This window comes from Pseudomonas sp. HB05 (genome assembly GCF_016756915.1).
GTDB lineage: Bacteria > Pseudomonadota > Gammaproteobacteria > Pseudomonadales > Pseudomonadaceae > Aquipseudomonas > Aquipseudomonas alvandae.
Genome location: NZ_JAESPG010000022.1, coordinates 28,652 through 45,156, shown reverse-complemented (window position 1 = coordinate 45,156; position 16,505 = coordinate 28,652). Strand labels below are relative to the sequence as shown.

Annotated in this window: 11 protein-coding genes; 6 read left to right on the top strand and 5 right to left on the bottom strand. The window is 62.0% G+C overall.

All coding sequences use genetic code 11. The annotated features are described in order from the left end of the window. Nucleotides 1-11: 11 nt before the first annotated feature. The 3 genes from JMN22_RS19260 to tssB all read right to left on the bottom strand — a co-directional run bounded on the left by JMN22_RS19260 (nt 12) and on the right by tssB (nt 2,787). The gene (locus JMN22_RS19260; RefSeq protein ID WP_030142661.1) at nt 12-509 is read right to left on the bottom strand and encodes an Hcp family type VI secretion system effector; all 498 of its coding nucleotides are present in this window, start codon (nt 507-509) and stop codon (nt 12-14) included. A 205-nt stretch (nt 510-714) separates the two neighbouring features. Beyond that, the gene (gene tssC, locus JMN22_RS19255) at nt 715-2,196 is read right to left on the bottom strand and encodes a type VI secretion system contractile sheath large subunit (RefSeq protein ID WP_030142660.1); all 1,482 of its coding nucleotides are present in this window, start codon (nt 2,194-2,196) and stop codon (nt 715-717) included. A gap of 30 nt (nt 2,197-2,226) precedes the next feature. Then, nucleotides 2,227-2,787 carry a type VI secretion system contractile sheath small subunit gene (gene tssB / locus JMN22_RS19250; protein ID WP_030142659.1) on the bottom strand — a complete coding sequence of 187 codons (561 nt, stop codon included), beginning with the start codon at nt 2,785-2,787 and terminating at the stop codon, nt 2,227-2,229. A gap of 224 nt (nt 2,788-3,011) precedes the next feature. Between tssB and JMN22_RS19245 the strand changes: the two genes are divergently transcribed. Genes JMN22_RS19245 through tssA form a run of 5 tightly spaced genes read left to right on the top strand, consistent with a single transcriptional unit; the run spans nt 3,012 to nt 10,532 of the window. Then, complete coding sequence (locus JMN22_RS19245) at nt 3,012-3,470, top strand: type VI secretion protein (RefSeq protein WP_198797467.1); 459 nt, start codon at nt 3,012-3,014, stop codon at nt 3,468-3,470. Nucleotides 3,471-3,520: 50 nt separating this feature from the next. Continuing rightward, entirely contained in the window at nt 3,521-4,852 is a 1,332-nt protein-coding gene (gene tssK / locus JMN22_RS19240; RefSeq protein ID WP_030142657.1) for a type VI secretion system baseplate subunit TssK, read from the top strand. Nucleotides 4,853-4,870: 18 nt separating this feature from the next. Continuing rightward, nucleotides 4,871-5,632, top strand: a complete 762-nt coding sequence (locus JMN22_RS19235) for a DotU family type IV/VI secretion system protein (protein ID WP_198797468.1) — start codon at nt 4,871-4,873, stop codon at nt 5,630-5,632. Continuing rightward, entirely contained in the window at nt 5,629-9,453 is a 3,825-nt protein-coding gene (locus JMN22_RS19230) for a type VI secretion system protein (protein ID WP_198797469.1), read from the top strand. The genes JMN22_RS19235 and JMN22_RS19230 overlap by 4 nt, the downstream gene beginning before the upstream one ends. Continuing rightward, nucleotides 9,450-10,532 carry a type VI secretion system protein TssA gene (gene tssA / locus JMN22_RS19225; RefSeq protein WP_198797470.1) on the top strand — a complete coding sequence of 361 codons (1,083 nt, stop codon included), beginning with the start codon at nt 9,450-9,452 and terminating at the stop codon, nt 10,530-10,532. The genes JMN22_RS19230 and tssA overlap by 4 nt, the downstream gene beginning before the upstream one ends. Here the strand turns inward: tssA and JMN22_RS19220 are convergent. Further along, nucleotides 10,529-11,482, bottom strand: a complete 954-nt coding sequence (locus JMN22_RS19220; protein ID WP_198797471.1) for a 2-hydroxyacid dehydrogenase — start codon at nt 11,480-11,482, stop codon at nt 10,529-10,531. The genes tssA and JMN22_RS19220 overlap by 4 nt on opposite strands. A gap of 635 nt (nt 11,483-12,117) precedes the next feature. Between JMN22_RS19220 and JMN22_RS19215 the strand changes: the two genes are divergently transcribed. Beyond that, on the top strand, nt 12,118-13,398 hold the full coding sequence (locus tag JMN22_RS19215) for a serine/threonine transporter (RefSeq protein ID WP_198797472.1): 1,281 nt from the start codon (nt 12,118-12,120) through the stop codon (nt 13,396-13,398). Between the two features lie 290 nt (nt 13,399-13,688). Here the strand turns inward: JMN22_RS19215 and acnB are convergent, their stop codons facing one another. After that, entirely contained in the window at nt 13,689-16,298 is a 2,610-nt protein-coding gene (gene acnB, locus JMN22_RS19210; RefSeq protein WP_030142650.1) for a bifunctional aconitate hydratase 2/2-methylisocitrate dehydratase, read from the bottom strand. Between the last annotated feature and the right edge of the window lie 207 nt (nt 16,299-16,505).

The window sequence follows — 16,505 nt, the reverse complement described above, 5'->3', positions numbered from 1 at the left end:
GGCGCGGCTCCTTACTTGGTCATTTTGTTGGCGGCCAGGTCCCAGGTCGTGCCTGCCGTGCCTTCCTTGGTGCCGTCGTCTTTCTGCGCGGTGAGCTCCCATTTGATCTTGGTGAAGTTCAGCGACAGGGTTTCCACCGGTTTGCCACCGGTGCCGCCGCTGACACTGACGTTGGACAGCACGACGTTGGTCAGGGTGTAGATGATGAACGGCATGAGTTTGCCGCTGCCCTCGGCGGCGTTGCGGCCGACGGTGACGACGGCTTGCGGGATCGGCTTGCCGGCGCAGCAATACTCATTGAGCGACGGGGTGGAGCTGTCGACGAATTTGGTCAGGGTGAATTCGCCGATGTGCGGCCGGCCAGAGGTACGCTCCGAGTTGCTGACGTCGTTGGTGACCTGCATGGCCACGTTATGGCTGTAGGACATGACCTCGATCTTGTCCGTGAAACCCTCCAGCAGGCTGTCGCCCTTGATGTCGCCGCCGAGGTCGAGAATGATTGCATCCATTGTGTGGAACTCCTGAATTCGAGTGGGTTGTTCAACGCAAAACCTGTGGCGAGGGGATTTATCCCCGTTGGGGCGCGAAGCGGCCCTAAACCTGACAACCCGGTGTGTCAGGCAGATTGAGTTGACCGCTTAGGGGGCTGCTGCGCAGCCCAACGGGGATAAATCCCCTCGCCACAACGAGCGTTCTCGCCACAGGTTTTATTGGTCAGGCAGCGACGGGCGGCGGCAGCGTCGCCACCAAACGGATCGAGGCAGTCAACTCCTCCAGTTGGAAGTGCGGCCGCAAGAACACAGTGGCCTTGTAGGCGCCTGGCTTGCCCGCCACCTCCGTCACGTCCACCCGGGCTTCGCGCAACGGGTACTGCGCCTTGATCTCTTGCGGCGCGTTGTCGTTGATCAGCACGTAGTCGGCGATCCAGTTGTTGAGGTACGTCTGCACATTGTCGCGGGTCATGAAACTGCCGACCTTGTCGCGCATGATCACCTTCAGGTAATGGGCGAAACGCGAGGCCGCCAGCACGTATGGCAACATCGCCGAGATCCGCGCATTGGCGTTGGCCTCGTTGGTGTTGTAGAGCTTGGCCTTGTTGGTGGTCTGGCCGCCGAAGAACACCGCCACGTCGCTGTTTTTCTTGTGGCACAGGGAGATGAATCCCAGGTCGTTGAGTTCCTTTTCACGACGGTCGGTGATCGCCACTTCGGTCGGGCATTTGAGCGACAGATCCCCGGAACTGGTGCGGAAGGTATGGGCCGGCAGGCCTTCGACCGCGCCACCGCCCTCGGCTCCGCGAATGGCCGCGCACCAGCCATATTTTGCGAAGGCTTCGGTGATGCGTTGCGCCAGGGTCCAGGCAGCGTTGCCCCACAGGTATTTGCTGTGGTCGGTGCCGTTGACGTCCTCGACGTAGTTGATGCCCTCCACCGGCAGCGTGTCCGGGCCGTATGGCAGGCGCAGCAGGAAGTGCGGCAGCACCAGGGACACGTAGCGCGAGTCTTCACTTTCACGGAAGGCGCGCCACTTGATCAGCTCCTGGCTTTCGAAGATTTTCGACAGGTCTCGGGGGATCGCCAGTTCGGTGAAGCTGGTCATGTCGAACAAACGTGGGCTGGCGGCGGCAATGAACGGCGCGTGCGCGGCGGCGGCGACGTTCGAGAGTTTTTCCAACAGGCCGATGTCCTGCGGGTGCCGGCCGAAGGTGTAGTCGCCCACCAGCAAGCTGAACGGGTGCCCGCCGAAGGTGCCGTATTCTTCTTCGTAGATTTTCTTGAACAAGGCGCTCTGGTCGAATTCGACGGCTTTTTCCAAGTCGTTCTGCAGTTCTTTCTGGGTGACGTTGAGCAGGCGCAATTTAAGGCGGGTGCTGGTTTCGGTGTTCTGCACCAGCAGGTGCAGGCCGCGCCAGGAGGCTTCGAGTTTCTGCAGGTCGGGGTGGTGCAGGACTTCGTTGAGTTGGGCGCTGATCAACTCGTCGATCTGACTGATGCGGTCGTTGATCATGGCCACGGTGTCCTTGTCGATGGCCATGCCTTCGTCGAGGACCTGGGTGGCGAATTCGGCCAGCATGTCGCGGGCATAGTCTTGCTGGCTGTCGTCGTGGGCCATGCGGCCTTCGGCGATGATCTTGTCCAACAGGGACAGGGTCTGGGTCGTGCTCTCGCTGGTTTGAGCGCTGGATGAAGCAGGCATGGCTTTATCTCCCTTGAATGAGGCGCGCGATCAGGCCTGTGGTTCGGCTGGGGCAGGGTCATCGTTGGCGGCGACGGTCGGCAGTTCTTGCGTCGCGTCTTGGGGCCGGGCCGACTTGATCTCCTGCAGGCCTTCGGTGTTGGCGATCACGTCACGCAGCAGCTTGTCCAGGTCATCGTTACCGTCGAGCTTGGTCAGCAAGTCCCGCAGGCGCTGCCGCGCTTCGAACAAGCGGCGCAACGGCGTGACTTGCTCGACAACCTTGACCGGGTCGAAGTCGTCGATGTGACGGAAGTTGAGTTCGATGTTGAGCTTGCTGTCGTCGCCGCTGAGGGTGTTGTTCACCTGGAGCGTGGCGCGGGGGGAGATGGAGGCGAGCACCTCGTTGAAATTATCCCGATCGATCTCGGTGAAGCGCCGCTCGTTGAGCTTGGGCAGCGGCTCCAATGGCTTGCCCGAGAGGTCGGCCAGAATGCCGACGACCAGTGGCAGTTCTTTTTTCTCGATAGCGTTGCCGATTTCCACGTCATAGGTGATCTGGACGCGGGGAGGACGGACTCTGTCGAGCTTGTGCTGGGTACTTTCTGCCATGGCGGCCGACTCCGATGCAGGTGTGGAAGCAATGCATCGGGAGTCCCGCTCATCGCATTCCCTTGCTGATCCGCAGGTTGCAAATGGACGGCAGAAAACCTGTCATTCCCTTGACGAACCTGGTCCATTCGACTGTGTGGGTCGAACTATCCAAGACGCTAGAACAGGTCTATAAAAATGCAAGCAAAAACAATTTTTGACCGCTGAGAAAAGGAAGATTCATTTTGCGTGCGTTTTTTTATGGATTTTTTTTCAGCCTGGCGCTCACCGGTTGTTCGTTGTTCGCCCCCAGCGTCGACCTCGACAGCCTGACCCTGGACGTCGCGCCTCGGGCCAACGACGACACGCCGATCGCCGTGGATTTCATCGCGGTGAACGACCCGGACCTGCTCAAGCAGCTGTCGGGCATCACCGCCAGCCAGTGGTTTGCCGGGCGCGAACAATTCCAGCGCGACTATCGCCAGCTCCTGTCGGTGTGGGGGCTGGAGCTGGTCCCGGGGCAATTCATCGACCGCCAACCCTTCCCGCTGGAGGGCCGGCGCGCCGCTGGACTTTTGGTCTTCGCCAGCTATAACACTCCGGGAGCCCACCGGCTTCGGCTGGACGATCAGCACGAGGCCTGGCTGAAGTTCGACAGCCGCGAGATGACCCTCGTGAATGACGACCGGCACAAGCAGCCTTGAGTGACCGCGGGCCGCCTCGCGCGGCGATTTGGGATGTCGAAGGGAGTCGTATGAGCCTGTTACCTGACGCGGTGTGCTGGCACGAGGGCATGCAACTGTTGCCCCAGCATTTTCAGTTGCAAGGGCTGCGCGCCGAGGCACTCGCCGCGCATTTTGCCGGGGCTTGTAACCCTTGGTTCTGGGGCGTCAGCCAGTTGGAAGTCGATCCTTCGGCCCTGAGTGCCGGCCAGGTACGCCTGCTGCAATTGCAAGGCACCTTGCCGGACGGCTTGCCGGTCAATCTGCAAGCCGGTATCGGGCCAATGCTGGAACTGGACGTCAGCGAGGCGATCGACAAGACCGATGACGCCACGGTGACCGTGTACCTCGCGGTGAGCCCGCTATGGCGCGCCGGGCAATTACTACCGCTCAAGGGGCGCTTGCAATCGGTGGTCGGCGAGGCTTTGCCAGACCTCACCAGCGGCGAATTCCCCGAATCGATCACGGTCTGGCGACCCAACCCGAGGCTGTGCACGCAACTGAGCAAGGCTGATTCGATCTGCCTGCCATTACTGCGTATCCGCAAGGAGGGCGGCGGTTTCTGGCGCGTGCCGTATACGCCGCCAACGCCGATCCTGCTGCCGGAGTCGGCCCTTGGTCGGCGGGTGGCCGGGGTGTGCGCGAGGGCCAGGGAAAAGTGCATGTTCCTCGCCGGTCGCTTGCGTCAGGCCCAGGCGGCTGGCAACCAGGACGATGCCATGGAGATCCGTCGGCAGTTGACGGCCCTGTGGGCGCGCTTGCCGGAGGTCGAAGGCATGTTGAATACCCGGGTGGCGACGCCCCAGGCGCTCTACGGTTTGTTGCTGGGGCTGGCGGGGAGCTGGTCGGCGCTGGATCCGCTGGCGGGCGTCCCGGCTTTCGCGCCGTTGGATTTTGTCGAGTTGCAGCGCGGCTACGAGCCGCTGCTCGACTGGCTGGAAACCACCCTGGAACTGGTCCGCGCCGGTTACCGAAGCCTGGCGTTCGAGCGCAACGAGCAGGTCTTCTCGATCCAGTTGCCTGACGACCAGCCGAATCAACGCCTGGTGATCGGTTTGCGCATGCCCAACGGCGCCGGCGAACAAGCGGCGGCCGAATGGTTGCGCGGCGCGATCATCGCGTCGGCGCCCCACATTGCGCTGCTGAGCCGCCAACGCATGAGCGGTTTGCCGCACCAGGCCATGAGCCGCAACGAGCAGGTGGCCTACAGCGTCGGTGACGACACCCGTTTGTTTGTGGTGGCCGCGAGCGGGCAATGGTTCGACGGCCAACTGCCGCTGCACATCGTGGCGCCGGCTTCGGCCCAGGCCAGCAGTCCATGGCAAGTGGTGTTGTTCGTGGCGCAAGCCAGTGAAAGTGCCTGATCGCAAAAGGGGAGCTGTATGCCTGACGGAAGTGGCGGGGTGGTTCGGAGTCTGCACGAGGCGCCGCTGAGCAGCGCGTTTCGTCAAGCCTGGTTGAAGTGGTCCCAGGAGTGGCAAGACCTGCCCAAGGACAGTGATCCGGCAATCGTGCTCAATCGGGTCGTGGAGTTTTCCGGTCGCGGTGCCCAGCGTCTCTGGCGGGTGGCCTACGCCACCGTCGGCGATGCCGCTTCCGAGCAGGTCAAGGCGCTGGTCTATGCCTTCGTCGCGCTGGTGGACGAGACGTTGCTGTTCTGCACCTGGCCCGGCCAACTGGCTTGGCAGCAGCATCCCCTCGAGTCACGCATGTACGCCAGCCGCCAGGCCGGCGAGCGCTTGCCCGCAGCGATCAAGAAATTGCTGGATGAGCAGATGCCCGGTACTCGGGACCTGGCGAATGTCTACCTGCAATGCCTGATCCTGGGGTTCCAAGGGCGCTTGCGCGGCGAGCCTGGCCAGGTCCAACACGAAAAATGGCGTGTGGCGTTGTTCACCTTTGCCTGGCAGCACGAACCCGATTACGTCGATGTCAGCCAGCGCCTGGCGATGTCTGCGGCGGCGACGCCCGCGCGGATGCCAGCGCAGCAATCCTTGCCGGACGGCTTTCGCCTGGGGTTGGCGATCGTGGCGATGGTGCTGTTGTTGACTGGCTTGGGGCAAGTCCTCTGGCGTGACATCCGCCTGGAGCTCGAACCGGTGTTGCAATTGAACGAGTCGTCAGTCCAGGAGCAGGATTCATGAACACCCTGAGCATCGTCGCCTTGGTGCTGCTCGCCATTGTCGGGGTGCTGGTGATCGCGGCAGCGGTCTGGTGGTTGCGAACCCAGGGCGGGGCGGCGATTCGCAATTTCTACGGCGCGGTGCGCCAAATGGAGCAGGAGCAGGGCACCCGCGACCGCTATCAGACGCCTTGGTTGATGATGCTCGGCAACGAAACCGACGGTGCCCAGCTGTGCAGCCAATGGCGTTTGCAACCCACGGACAAGGCGGGCTGGTTCGGGCGCTGGTTTTGCGATGCCGAAGGCGCCGTACTGGTGGTGCCCCAGGCGTTGTTCCTGCCCGATGAAGGCATGAGCCGGCAACGAGGCAATTGGTGGCGACTGCTGGGCCTGCTGTTGCGGCTGCGCAGCAAGCGGCCGTTGGACGGAGTGATCTGGACAGTACCGTTCAGCAAGCTCGATGACATCGAGCACACCACTGAGCTGAGCCTCAAGGTCCGGCGGGTTTTTATTGACCTGCTGCAACGGTTTGGCCTCAGCCTGCCGGTGTACGTGGTGATCACCGGGATGGAAGAGTTGCCCGGGTTCCAGGAATTGGTCGGCGCGCTGTCTGCCAAGGCGCGAGAGTCGATGCTGGGCTGGTCGTCGCCTTACTTGCCGGATGCGGCGTGGCAGTCGCACTGGAGTGACCAGGCGTTGGATGAGATCAACGCCGCGCTGGCCCAATCGATCATCGAGATCGGCGCGCTGTCGGGGCAACTGAGCACCGATCTCTATGGCCTGCCGGAACGCTTCGAAGGCTTGCGACGAGCCTTGCAGATCTTGTTGGAGCCGGTGTTCCAGGGCAACGCCCAAGGTGAAGCGCCGCGATTTCGCGGCGTGTACTTCACCGCCAGTCAAGCACCGGCCATCAGCGGCGACAGTTTGAACGCCCATCACAATGGCCAGCGGCAAACGGTGTTCGCCCGGCAATTGTGGTCGCGACGTCTGATAGCCGAACGCGGCCTGGCCCAGCCGGTGCCTCGCTTGCTGCGCGTGCGCCAACGCGGGCATCGGCTGGCCGGAGCGGTGGCGTTGGTGGTGGGCCTGGTCTGGCTCGGGAGCATGCTCTGGGTCTGGCGCGATTCGGTGGAAAACGCCGAGGAGCTGTCGCGGTTGGTCCTCAGCGCCCACAAGAACCACATCGTCGTCGACCCGGACCAGCCGCAACTGGAACCGACCCGGCATAACGTGCAGAACTATTGGAACGTCTTGGAAAAAGCCCCGCGCTGGCGTTATGTCTCGGTCGTCTTCCCCACATCCTGGTTTTCCTCCGTGGACACGCAGTTGGAGGATGGCTTGCGCCTGACCGCCCGGCACCATTGGATATTACCGCTGCGAGACTTGCTCAATTCCGACCTGGAACAACTCAAGTCCATCCGCAACACCGAGCGGCGGGGCAACGTCGAGAACGACGACCCGGCGCAGTGGCAAAGCTACCTGAAGGCCAAGGCGCTGGTGGATCTGGCGGCACGCCTCGAGCAGCACAACCAGATGTTCAGCCAAGTGGTGAACGACCCCAAGGCGCCGCTGGACGAACTGGTGCAGTTGAGCAACGCCGCGTTGTCCTTGGGCCTCAACACCGGGACTTTGAGTCGCCCACAGTTTTACAACCGGGTCCTGTTCGATGCGCGTAACAGTGATTTGCAAGGGCTGGACCTGAACGCCGCGCGCCCGGTGATCGCCGATAATTTCACCGGCCTGATGCAACGTTGGCTGGACCATTACTTCCTGGCGGACAACTTCGTTCGCCAGGCCGGTTATCTCAAGTTGCACCTGCAACGACTGGAGGCCGGCAGCGGCAATTCATTGAGTGAACTGGAAGACCTGACGGCGCTGATCGATGACCTGCAGACGCTGGTCAGCCTGACCAACTCCGCCTGGGGCCGGGGCAAGGGCCAGGACCTGGTGCCGGGCTACACCCAGATGCTGGACAAGGTCAGCCACAGCACTTTGCTTGGCCCGGACATCACACAGGACCTGGAGAGCCAGGCGGCGAAGCTGCAGCAGAGCTTTCGCGACCAGTGGATCGTCCAGACCGGTTCCCGGGACAATCTGTTGGTGCAACAGGGCAGCGGCCTGCTGACGTTGCAGGATCACGTCACGGCCCTGGACGGTGCGGTGCAAGCGCTGTTCAAGCGCGATTTCGTGGCGTTGGCGATGCAGAAGGATCCGTCGCCCGGCAATCCGGATTCAATCGGCCGGGGCGATGGCGGTGATGATTTCAGCGTCGCCCTGAATTATTTCGCCAGCTACAAAAGCTATGCCAGCGAAGAGCTGTCGCGGATTCCGCCAGATTACCGTGACGCGCTGATGCAGGCCGCCGAAAACGCTGCGGCGCGGGCCATGTGGTTGAGCCTGGACGAAAATGACCAGCCGCTGCCCGGCACCGGCTTCAATGTGCAAACGACCCAGGCGGTTGCGCTGCAAAAAGCCTTCATGGATGTGAACCGGGGCGACCTGGCGATACGTTTCCAGCGCTTGCTCAATCGCCGGGCGTTGGCGCAGATCAACAGTGGCCTGGCCGAAATCGATGCCCAGCCGTTATTCAGCCAGCGCGCCGATATCGAGCGTTGGGACGGTTCGAAGAACTTCGGCTTGCAGCTGTATGGCGCCAACGATCCACAGGAACTGAAGCTGAACCTGAACCAGCAATTCAGCGCCATGCTGCAGATCGCCGAACAGCGCATGCCTGCCCTGGAATGGCTGATCGTCCAACAGGACGACCTGTCCGCCTTGGAGCATGACCAGGTGGCGCGGTTCATGGCCCTCAACGACGAATTGCTCAAGTACAAGAATCAGAACCCGGCCAGCTCGGCTGCCCAGTTGGAGCAATTGGTAAGTCGGGATTTCAATGCGATGGACATCGCGTCCTGTGCGCAGATCTTGCAGACCTCCAGCCTGTCCGGTGGGCGCGGCGACCTGGCTCGGCGCACCGTCGCATTGCAGCAGGGTGCGCTGCAACGTTGCCTGTACCTGCAACAGAACCAGGCGGCGATGGCCTGGAATGACCTGGCCAATTATTTCAATCAGTACTTGGCGGGACGCTTTCCGTTTTCCCAGGACGTGCGGGCCAGCGATGCCGACCCGGCGCGGGTGCAGCACCTGTTGGAATTGATCGAGACGCGCGTGCCCCTGGCCCAGGCCGGGTTGACGCTGAGCCAGACGCCCGAGCGCTTGGCGGCCGCGGATTTCCTCAACCGCTTGAAGCAGGCCGGTGTCTGGCTCGGGCCGCTGTTCGTGCGGGACAAGAGCGGCATACTGGGCGTGGAAATGGACGTGCGCTGGCGTACCGATCGCGATGAGGAGCGTGGCGCCGACCAAGTGATCGCCTGGAGCCTGGACGCCGGCAACCAGCAGATCAACTACCCCGGTGAAGGCCAGCAGAACCTGCGCTGGATGGTCGGCCAGCCCGTGCGCCTGACCTTGCGCTGGGCCCGCAACGGCTACCAGCGTCCGGCCAACGATCCGTTGCAGCCGAACCTGGTGGTGCGCGACCTCGAAGCCGGCTGGGAATACCAGGGGCCGTGGTCATTGTTGCGCCTGATGCGTTCGCTGGTGTCGGCCCAACGCCAGCCGAATGTCGACTACACCGATTTCCCCCTGGCCCTGCAACTGCCGGTGACCGCCCAGACCCAGGCACGCACGGCGCAACAGACCTTGATGTTCGTGCGCCTGTCGTTGATGAGCCAGGGTTCCAAATTGCCGCTGTCAATCCCGCCGCTGCCGACACAGGCGCCTCGTTCACCTTTCCTCGCGCCTGCGTCGAGGCCTGCCATTGCCACCCGTGAGGAGGGCCTGTGAGTTTGCCGATAACCCCGTTGCCCGAATTGGTCAGCCAACTGCTCGAACCGATCAGCGCCGAGTCGCCCTGTGGCCAGGACCTGCGCTACGAAACAGAGTACGACCAGCTACGCGAACTGCGCCGGGAAGACGACACCAGCCTACCCACCGGCGTGTGGCAGTCTTCAATCAAGCGCGCGCTCTGGCCGGACCTGGAGCGGCTCGCGACCACGTTGCTGCTTGAGCGCAGCAAGGACCTGATGATCAGCGCCTGGCTGGGGGAGGCCTGGCTGCACCTGGCCGGATTGGACGGCTTGCCGGGCAGCCTGGCGCTGGTGGCGGGGCTGTGCGAACGCTATCCGGAACAGCTGCATCCCCTTGCCGAGGACGGCGATCAGTCGTGGCGGGTGATTCCGCTGGAATGGCTGGCCCGTCGCTACAGCGAAGTGTTGCTGACGCGGGTGCCTTTGCTTGAAGGCCGCGATCCGACCTTCGCCGGTTTCAGCCTGGACGATTGGCAGCGCCTGCAGCGCCAGCAAGTGCAGGGCAACGACAGCAAGAACGCCAAGGCCTCGGCGGAGGCGGCGCGCAACGAACAAAAGAAACTCAGCGAACTGATTCGCGGCACGCCCTTGTCTTTCTGGTTGCATCGCCAGGGCAGCCTGATGTTGAGCCTGCAGCATCTGCAACGACTCGAAGCCTGGAGCGACGCGTACCTGGGCAACCTGGCCCCGGGCTACAAATCCTTGCAGGACGTGATGCAAGCCATGTTGGCATTGGTAGAGGAGTTCATCGCGATGCATCCACAGCAACCCGCTGTCGCGCCCGCGCAAACGTCCGCGGTGGCAGCGACGCCGATGACCCAGCCGACGGCGGCACCTGCCCAGGTCTTCCTGGAACCGGCCAATCGGGAAGAGGCCTATCGACAACTGTTGGTCATCGCCGGTTATCTGGCGCGCACCGAACCCCACAGTCCCGTGCCCTATCTGATCCGGCGCGGTGTGGAGTGGGGCAACAAACCGCTGAGCGAACTGCTGGGTGAACTGATCAGCGCCGATGCCGAGTCCCGACGGCTGTGGACACTGCTCGGGGTGCTTTAATGCTGTGCGTCGGGCAGCTCCACCGGCGTCAGTACCGGTTTGCCGGAAAAGAACGCGTTCAGGTTATCGCCGACCAGCTCCACCATGGCGCGTGTCGCTTCCGGCGACAGCCCGGCCACGTGAGGTGTCAACACGACGTTGGGCAAATGCTTGAGGGCGTCGGGTACTTCGGGCTCATGGTCGAATACGTCCAGCGCAGCCCCGGCAATTCGCCGATGTTCAAGGGCGCTGATCAGGTCGGCGGTGGCGACCACGCTGCCCCGGGCGATATTCACCAGGAAGCCGTTGGGTCCCAGCGCATCGAGGGCCTGTTTGCTGATCAGTTGCCGGGTATCCAGGCCGCCAGGCGTCGCAACGATCAAGAAATCGGAAACCCGCGCCAGTTCCGTGGGCGTGGCGCAGAAGGTGTAGGGCACGTCGGTGCGCACCCGGCGATTGTGGTAGCTGACGTTCATGTCGAAACCGAGGGCGGCCCGCTTGGCAATCGCCATGCCCACGGCGCCGAGTCCCAGCACGCCCAGGTGCTTGCCGGCGAGGGAAGGGCGCGTGCTTCGCGGCCATTCGCCCCGGCGCAGGGCTGCATCGGATCGAGGCACATCGCGCACCAATGCCAGCAACAACGCCATGGCATGGTCGGCCACCGACGAGGCGTTGACCCCGGCACCGTTGGTGACGACGATGCCTCGGTCGCTGGCGGCTTGCAGGTCCACTTGTTCATAACCGGCGCCGATCACGCAGATGATCTTGAGGTTGGGCAGGGTCGCCATTTCTTCAGACGTCAAACCCAGCGGGCCACGGGTCAGGACCGCGCTGAATCGGTCGCCGTGTTCGAAGATCGCTGCCTTGCGTTCGGCGGGCGTGGGCGCCAACTCCAGGTGATAGCCCTGGCGCTCGAGGATCGGCAGGTATTCGTTGACGGTTTCAACCAGTACCAGAACGGTTGCGGTCATGCTGGGCTCCTGTGGGCGATTTTTTGATCTCAGGTATTCAACCTGATTGTAGGAGCCGAAGGGAGGGGTAGCTTGGGCTTTTTAGGGGTATTTTGAGATCGGTTGTTCTTGGGTTGCTGAACAGAATAAGCAAGAGACGCTGTAGCGTTTGCTGGCTGATGAGCAGTGGCAGGTGAACGATAGAGGCCGGGGGCAAAGCGCACAAGCCAGCGGATTCTGAAGCATGCGTAAGTAAGGACGCAAGGTTTCGTAGCCTTTAGCGCGTATTTTGGAATGTATTTAAACGTGTCTGTGCGAGGCATGTTTACAACAATTGAACAGGTCGAGTTTCTTCGTAATTGGCGTGGGTTCGTATTGTTGAAAATACAATGCTTTATGGTAATGCAGTTCACTCAAGAAAAACGACGGCCCCGTGGCGAGGGAGCTTGCTCCCGCTCAGCTGCGAAGCAGCCGTAAATCCGGCGAATGCGGTATATCCAAAGCCTGCTCCGCAAAACCACTCCTCAGCTAAGCCTTTGCTTCTGCTCGCTAATCCCGGACAATCGCGCCCCTGTTTCGGCCAGGGCGCTGCCTGTCGGGGTTTTCCGACTCGTCCCGGCCGGGTGCATGTGACCGGAAAGCGGAGATCCGACCGGATGAATGATCAGGCCAACAGCGTCGAAGAGCGCTTTGAAACGACAGCCCCAGCCACCCTCAGCCAATGGAGTCGCCACGACACGACGTGGATGCTGGGCCTGTTTGGTACCGCCATTGGCGCTGGCACGCTGTTTTTACCGATCAATGCTGGCCTTGGCGGTTTCTGGCCGCTGCTGATCCTGGCGGTGCTGGCATTTCCCATGACGTTCTATGCGCACCGGGGCCTGACCCGTTTCGTGCTGTCCGGTCGCGAAGGGGCGGACATCACCGAGGTGGTGGAGGAGCATTTCGGTATCAAGGCTGGCGCGCTGATCACCCTGTTGTACTTCTTTGCGATCTTCCCGATCCTGTTGATCTACAGCGTGGCGCTGACCAATACGGTGGGCAGCTTCCTGGAACATCAGTTGCATTTGCAGCCGCCTCCTCGGGTTGTGTTGTCGTTGATGCTTATCCTCGGCTTGTTGGCCGTGGTCCGTTGCGGCGAGCAGGCGATCGTCAAGGCCATGAGCCTGATGGTTTATCCGTTTATCGTGGCGCTGCTGTTCCTCGCGGTATTCCTCGTGCCCCATTGGAACGGCGGCATCCTGAGCACCGCGTCGACGCTGCCGCAGCCTTCGGCGTTGCTGCATACCTTGTGGCTGGCGATTCCGGTGATGGTGTTCTCGTTCAACCATTCGCCGATCATTTCGGCGTTTGCGGTGGATCAGAAACGGCGCTACGGCAACAATGCCGAAGAGCGCAGCTCACAAATCCTGTCGCGTGCCCATGTGCTGATGGTGGTGATGGTGCTGTTCTTCGTGTTCAGTTGCGTGCTGACCCTGTCCCCGGCACAACTGGCCGAGGCCAAGGCGCAGAACCTGTCGATCCTGTCGTACCTGGCCAACCACTTCAGCAACCCGACCATCGCCTTTGCCGCGCCGTTGATCGCGTTTGTTGCCATCTCCAAGTCGTTCCTCGGGCACTACATCGGCGCCAGCGAAGGCCTCAAGGGCCTGATCGTCAAGAGCGGCCGCCGTCCGGCGCCGAAAACCCTCGATCGCCTGACGGCGGCGTTCATGCTGGTGGTGTGCTGGGTCGTCGCCACTCTTAACCCGAGCATACTGGGGATGATCGAAACCCTGGGCGGCCCGGTGATCGCGGCTATCCTGTTCCTGATGCCGATGTACGCCATTCGCAAGGTCCCGGCCATGGCCCGCTATCGAGGCCAGGCGTCGAATGTCTTTGTGGTGTTGGTGGGGTTGGTGGCGATCACTGCGTTGGTCTATTCCCTCCTGGCCTGACCTGCGTTTTTGTGGGTGTTTATGGCATTGCGTCCGGCATAAATCCCTGTGGGAGCGAGCTTGCTCGCGAAAGCGGTGGGTCAGTCGGCAAGGATGTTGGCTGTGCCGCCGCTATCGCGAGCAAGCTCGCTCCCACATTGGTTTTGGGGTGTTCTCAAAATTTGTGTTCATGCTCAATCCCTGTGGGAGCAAGCCCGCTCCCACAGTTTCATCCGACAGTGAAATCCCAGGCATAAAAAAACGCCGCCCCTCGCAAGAAGGGCGGCGTTTTTAGTCGGGCGTCTTAAGCGTTAGGCTTGGACGACCGGGATGTTGGCGTTCGCAGCCGCTTCACGGAACTCGGCGATCTGGTCGAAGCTCAGGTAGCGGTATACGTCCGCTGCCATGCTGTCGATCTTGCCGGCGTATTCCATGTACTCCTCGACGGTCGGCAGGCGACCCAGGATGGACGCTACGGATGCCAGTTCGGCCGAAGCCAGGTAGACATTCGCGCCGTCACCCAGACGGTTCGGGAAGTTACGAGTCGAAGTCGAGACCACGGTGGCGTTCGGCTCGACGCGTGCCTGGTTACCCATGCACAGCGAGCAGCCTGGCATTTCCATCCGCGCACCGGCCTTGCCGTAGATGCCGTAGTAGCCTTCTTCGGTCAGTTGGTGAGCGTCCATCTTGGTCGGCGGCGACAGCCACAGACGGGTTGGCAGCTGACCCTTGACCTGATCCAGCAGTTTACCGGCGGCGCGGAAGTGACCGATGTTGGTCATGCACGAGCCGATGAACACTTCGTCGATCTTCTCGCCAGCAACGCTGGACAGCAGGCGGGCGTCGTCCGGGTCGTTCGGCGCGCAGAGCACAGGCTCGCTGATGTCGGCCAGGTCGATCTCGATGACTTCGGCGTATTCGGCGTCGGCATCGGCTTCCATCAGTTGCGGATCGGCGATCCAGGCTTCCATCGCTTGGGCGCGACGTTCCAGGGTACGTGCATCGCCGTAGCCTTCGCCGATCATCCAGCGCAGCAGGGTGATGTTCGACTGCAGGTACTCGGTGATCGACTCTTTCGACAGCTTGATGGTGCAACCGGCAGCCGAACGTTCGGCCGAGGCGTCGGACAGTTCGAACGCCTGTTCCAGGGTCAAGCCTTCCAGGCCTTCGATTTCCAGGATGCGGCCGGAGAAGGCGTTCTTCTTGCCCTTCTTCTCGACGGTCAGCAGACCGTTCTGGATCGCGAAGTACGGAATGGCATGAACCAGGTCACGCAAGGTGATGCCAGGTTTCATCTTGCCTTTGAAGCGCACCAGGATCGATTCCGGCATGTCCAGCGGCATGACGCCGGTGGCAGCGGCGAACGCGACCAGGCCGGAACCGGCCGGGAACGAGATGCCCATCGGGAAACGGGTGTGCGAGTCACCACCGGTACCCACGGTGTCTGGCAGCAGCATGCGGTTCAGCCACGAGTGGATGATGCCGTCGCCCGGACGCAGGGAAACGCCGCCGCGGGTCATGATGAAGTCAGGCAGGGTGTGGTGGGTGGTCACGTCGATCGGCTTCGGATAGGCCGCGGTGTGGCAGAAGGACTGCATCACCAGGTCAGCCGAGAAGCCCAGGCACGCCAGGTCTTTCAGTTCGTCACGGGTCATTGGACCGGTGGTGTCCTGGGAGCCTACGGTGGTCATTTTCGGTTCGCAGTAGGTGCCAGGACGAACGCCTTGGCCTTCTGCCAGGCCGCAAGCCTTGCCGACCATTTTCTGCGCCAGGGTGAAACCCTTGGTGCTTTCGGCTGGCGCTTCAGGCTTCTTGAACAGGTCGAACGGTGGCAGGCCCAGTTCGGCGCGAGCCTTCTCGGTCAGGCCACGGCCGATGATCAGCGGAATACGGCCGCCAGCGCGGACTTCGTCCAACAGCACCGGGGTCTTCATTTCGAAGGTGGTGATGACTTCGTCGGTACCGTGCTTGCAGACCTTGCCAGCGTGCGGGTACAGGTCGATCACGTCGCCCATGTTCATGTTCGACACGTCGAACTCGATCGGCAGTGCGCCGGCATCTTCCATGGTGTTGTAGAAGATCGGGGCGATCTTGCTGCCGAAGCAGAAACCGCCAGCGCGCTTGTTCGGCACGTACGGGATATCGTCGCCGAAGAACCACAGCACCGAGTTGGTGGCCGATTTACGCGAGGAACCGGTACCAACCACGTCACCGACGTAGGCGATCGGGAAGCCTTGGCCGCGCATTTCTTCGATCTGCTTCATCGGGCCGGTCTTGCCTTGCTCGTCCGGAACGATGCCGTCACGGGCCATTTTCAGCATGGCGAGGGCGTGCAGCGGGATGTCAGGACGCGACCAGGCATCCGGGGCAGGGGACAGGTCGTCGGTGTTGGTTTCGCCGGTGACCTTGAACACGCGCAGGCTGATCTTGTCGGCCAGCACCGGACGCTTCTTGAACCACTCGCCGTCAGCCCAGGATTGCAGCACGGCCTTGGCGTGGACGTTGCCGTTCTTGGCTTTTTCAGCCACGTCGTGGAAGGCATCGAACATCAGCAGGGTGTGCTTGAGTTCTTCGGCGGCGACTGGCGCCAGCTCGGCGTCGTCCAGCAGCTCGACCAGGGTCACGATGTTGTAGCCGCCCTGCATGGTGCCGAGCAGTTCGACGGCGCGCTTCTTGTCCAGCAGAGGGGATTGGGCCTGGCCCTTGGCCAGGGCGGACAGGAAGCCGGCCTTGACGTAGGCGGCTTCGTCGACTCCAGGCGGAACGCGATTGGTGATCAGGTCAACGAGGAAAGCTTCTTCGCCAGCCGGAGGATTCTTCAGCAGCTCGATCAGGCCTGCGGTTTGTTCGGCGTTAAGCGGCTGGGGAACGATACCCAGTGCTGCGCGCTCTTCGATATGTTTGCGGTAGGCTTCAAGCACAGTTATTACCCTCATCAGTGGTCCCAAATGGGTGTCCGGGACGCTCATCCAGAAACTCACGGCATTCATGCGCGCAGGGGGCTTTTTGAGCCGCCGCGCCAGGATGGCCGGAGTTCCTCACAGAAGCTGCTTTCAAAGTTTTACGCCTGCAGAACGGGAGCTGATGAGGGTTGGCGTTGGGCTTTCCCCGCTGGAAAGACCCTTCGC

Bases quoted from the DNA above. Each gene is read 5' to 3' on its own strand.
- JMN22_RS19260 (WP_030142661.1), bottom strand. From the start codon at position 509: ATGGATGCAATCATTCTCGACCTCGGCGGCGACATCAAGGGCGACAGC.
- tssC (WP_030142660.1), bottom strand. From the start codon at position 2,196: ATGCCTGCTTCATCCAGCGCTCAAACCAGCGAGAGCACGACCCAGACC.
- tssB (WP_030142659.1), bottom strand. From the start codon at position 2,787: ATGGCAGAAAGTACCCAGCACAAGCTCGACAGAGTCCGTCCTCCCCGC.
- tssK (WP_030142657.1), top strand. From the start codon at position 3,521: ATGAGCCTGTTACCTGACGCGGTGTGCTGGCACGAGGGCATGCAACTG.
- JMN22_RS19235 (WP_198797468.1), top strand. From the start codon at position 4,871: ATGCCTGACGGAAGTGGCGGGGTGGTTCGGAGTCTGCACGAGGCGCCG.
- JMN22_RS19230 (WP_198797469.1), top strand. From the start codon at position 5,629: ATGAACACCCTGAGCATCGTCGCCTTGGTGCTGCTCGCCATTGTCGGG.
- JMN22_RS19220 (WP_198797471.1), bottom strand. From the start codon at position 11,482: ATGACCGCAACCGTTCTGGTACTGGTTGAAACCGTCAACGAATACCTG.
- JMN22_RS19215 (WP_198797472.1), top strand. From the start codon at position 12,118: ATGAATGATCAGGCCAACAGCGTCGAAGAGCGCTTTGAAACGACAGCC.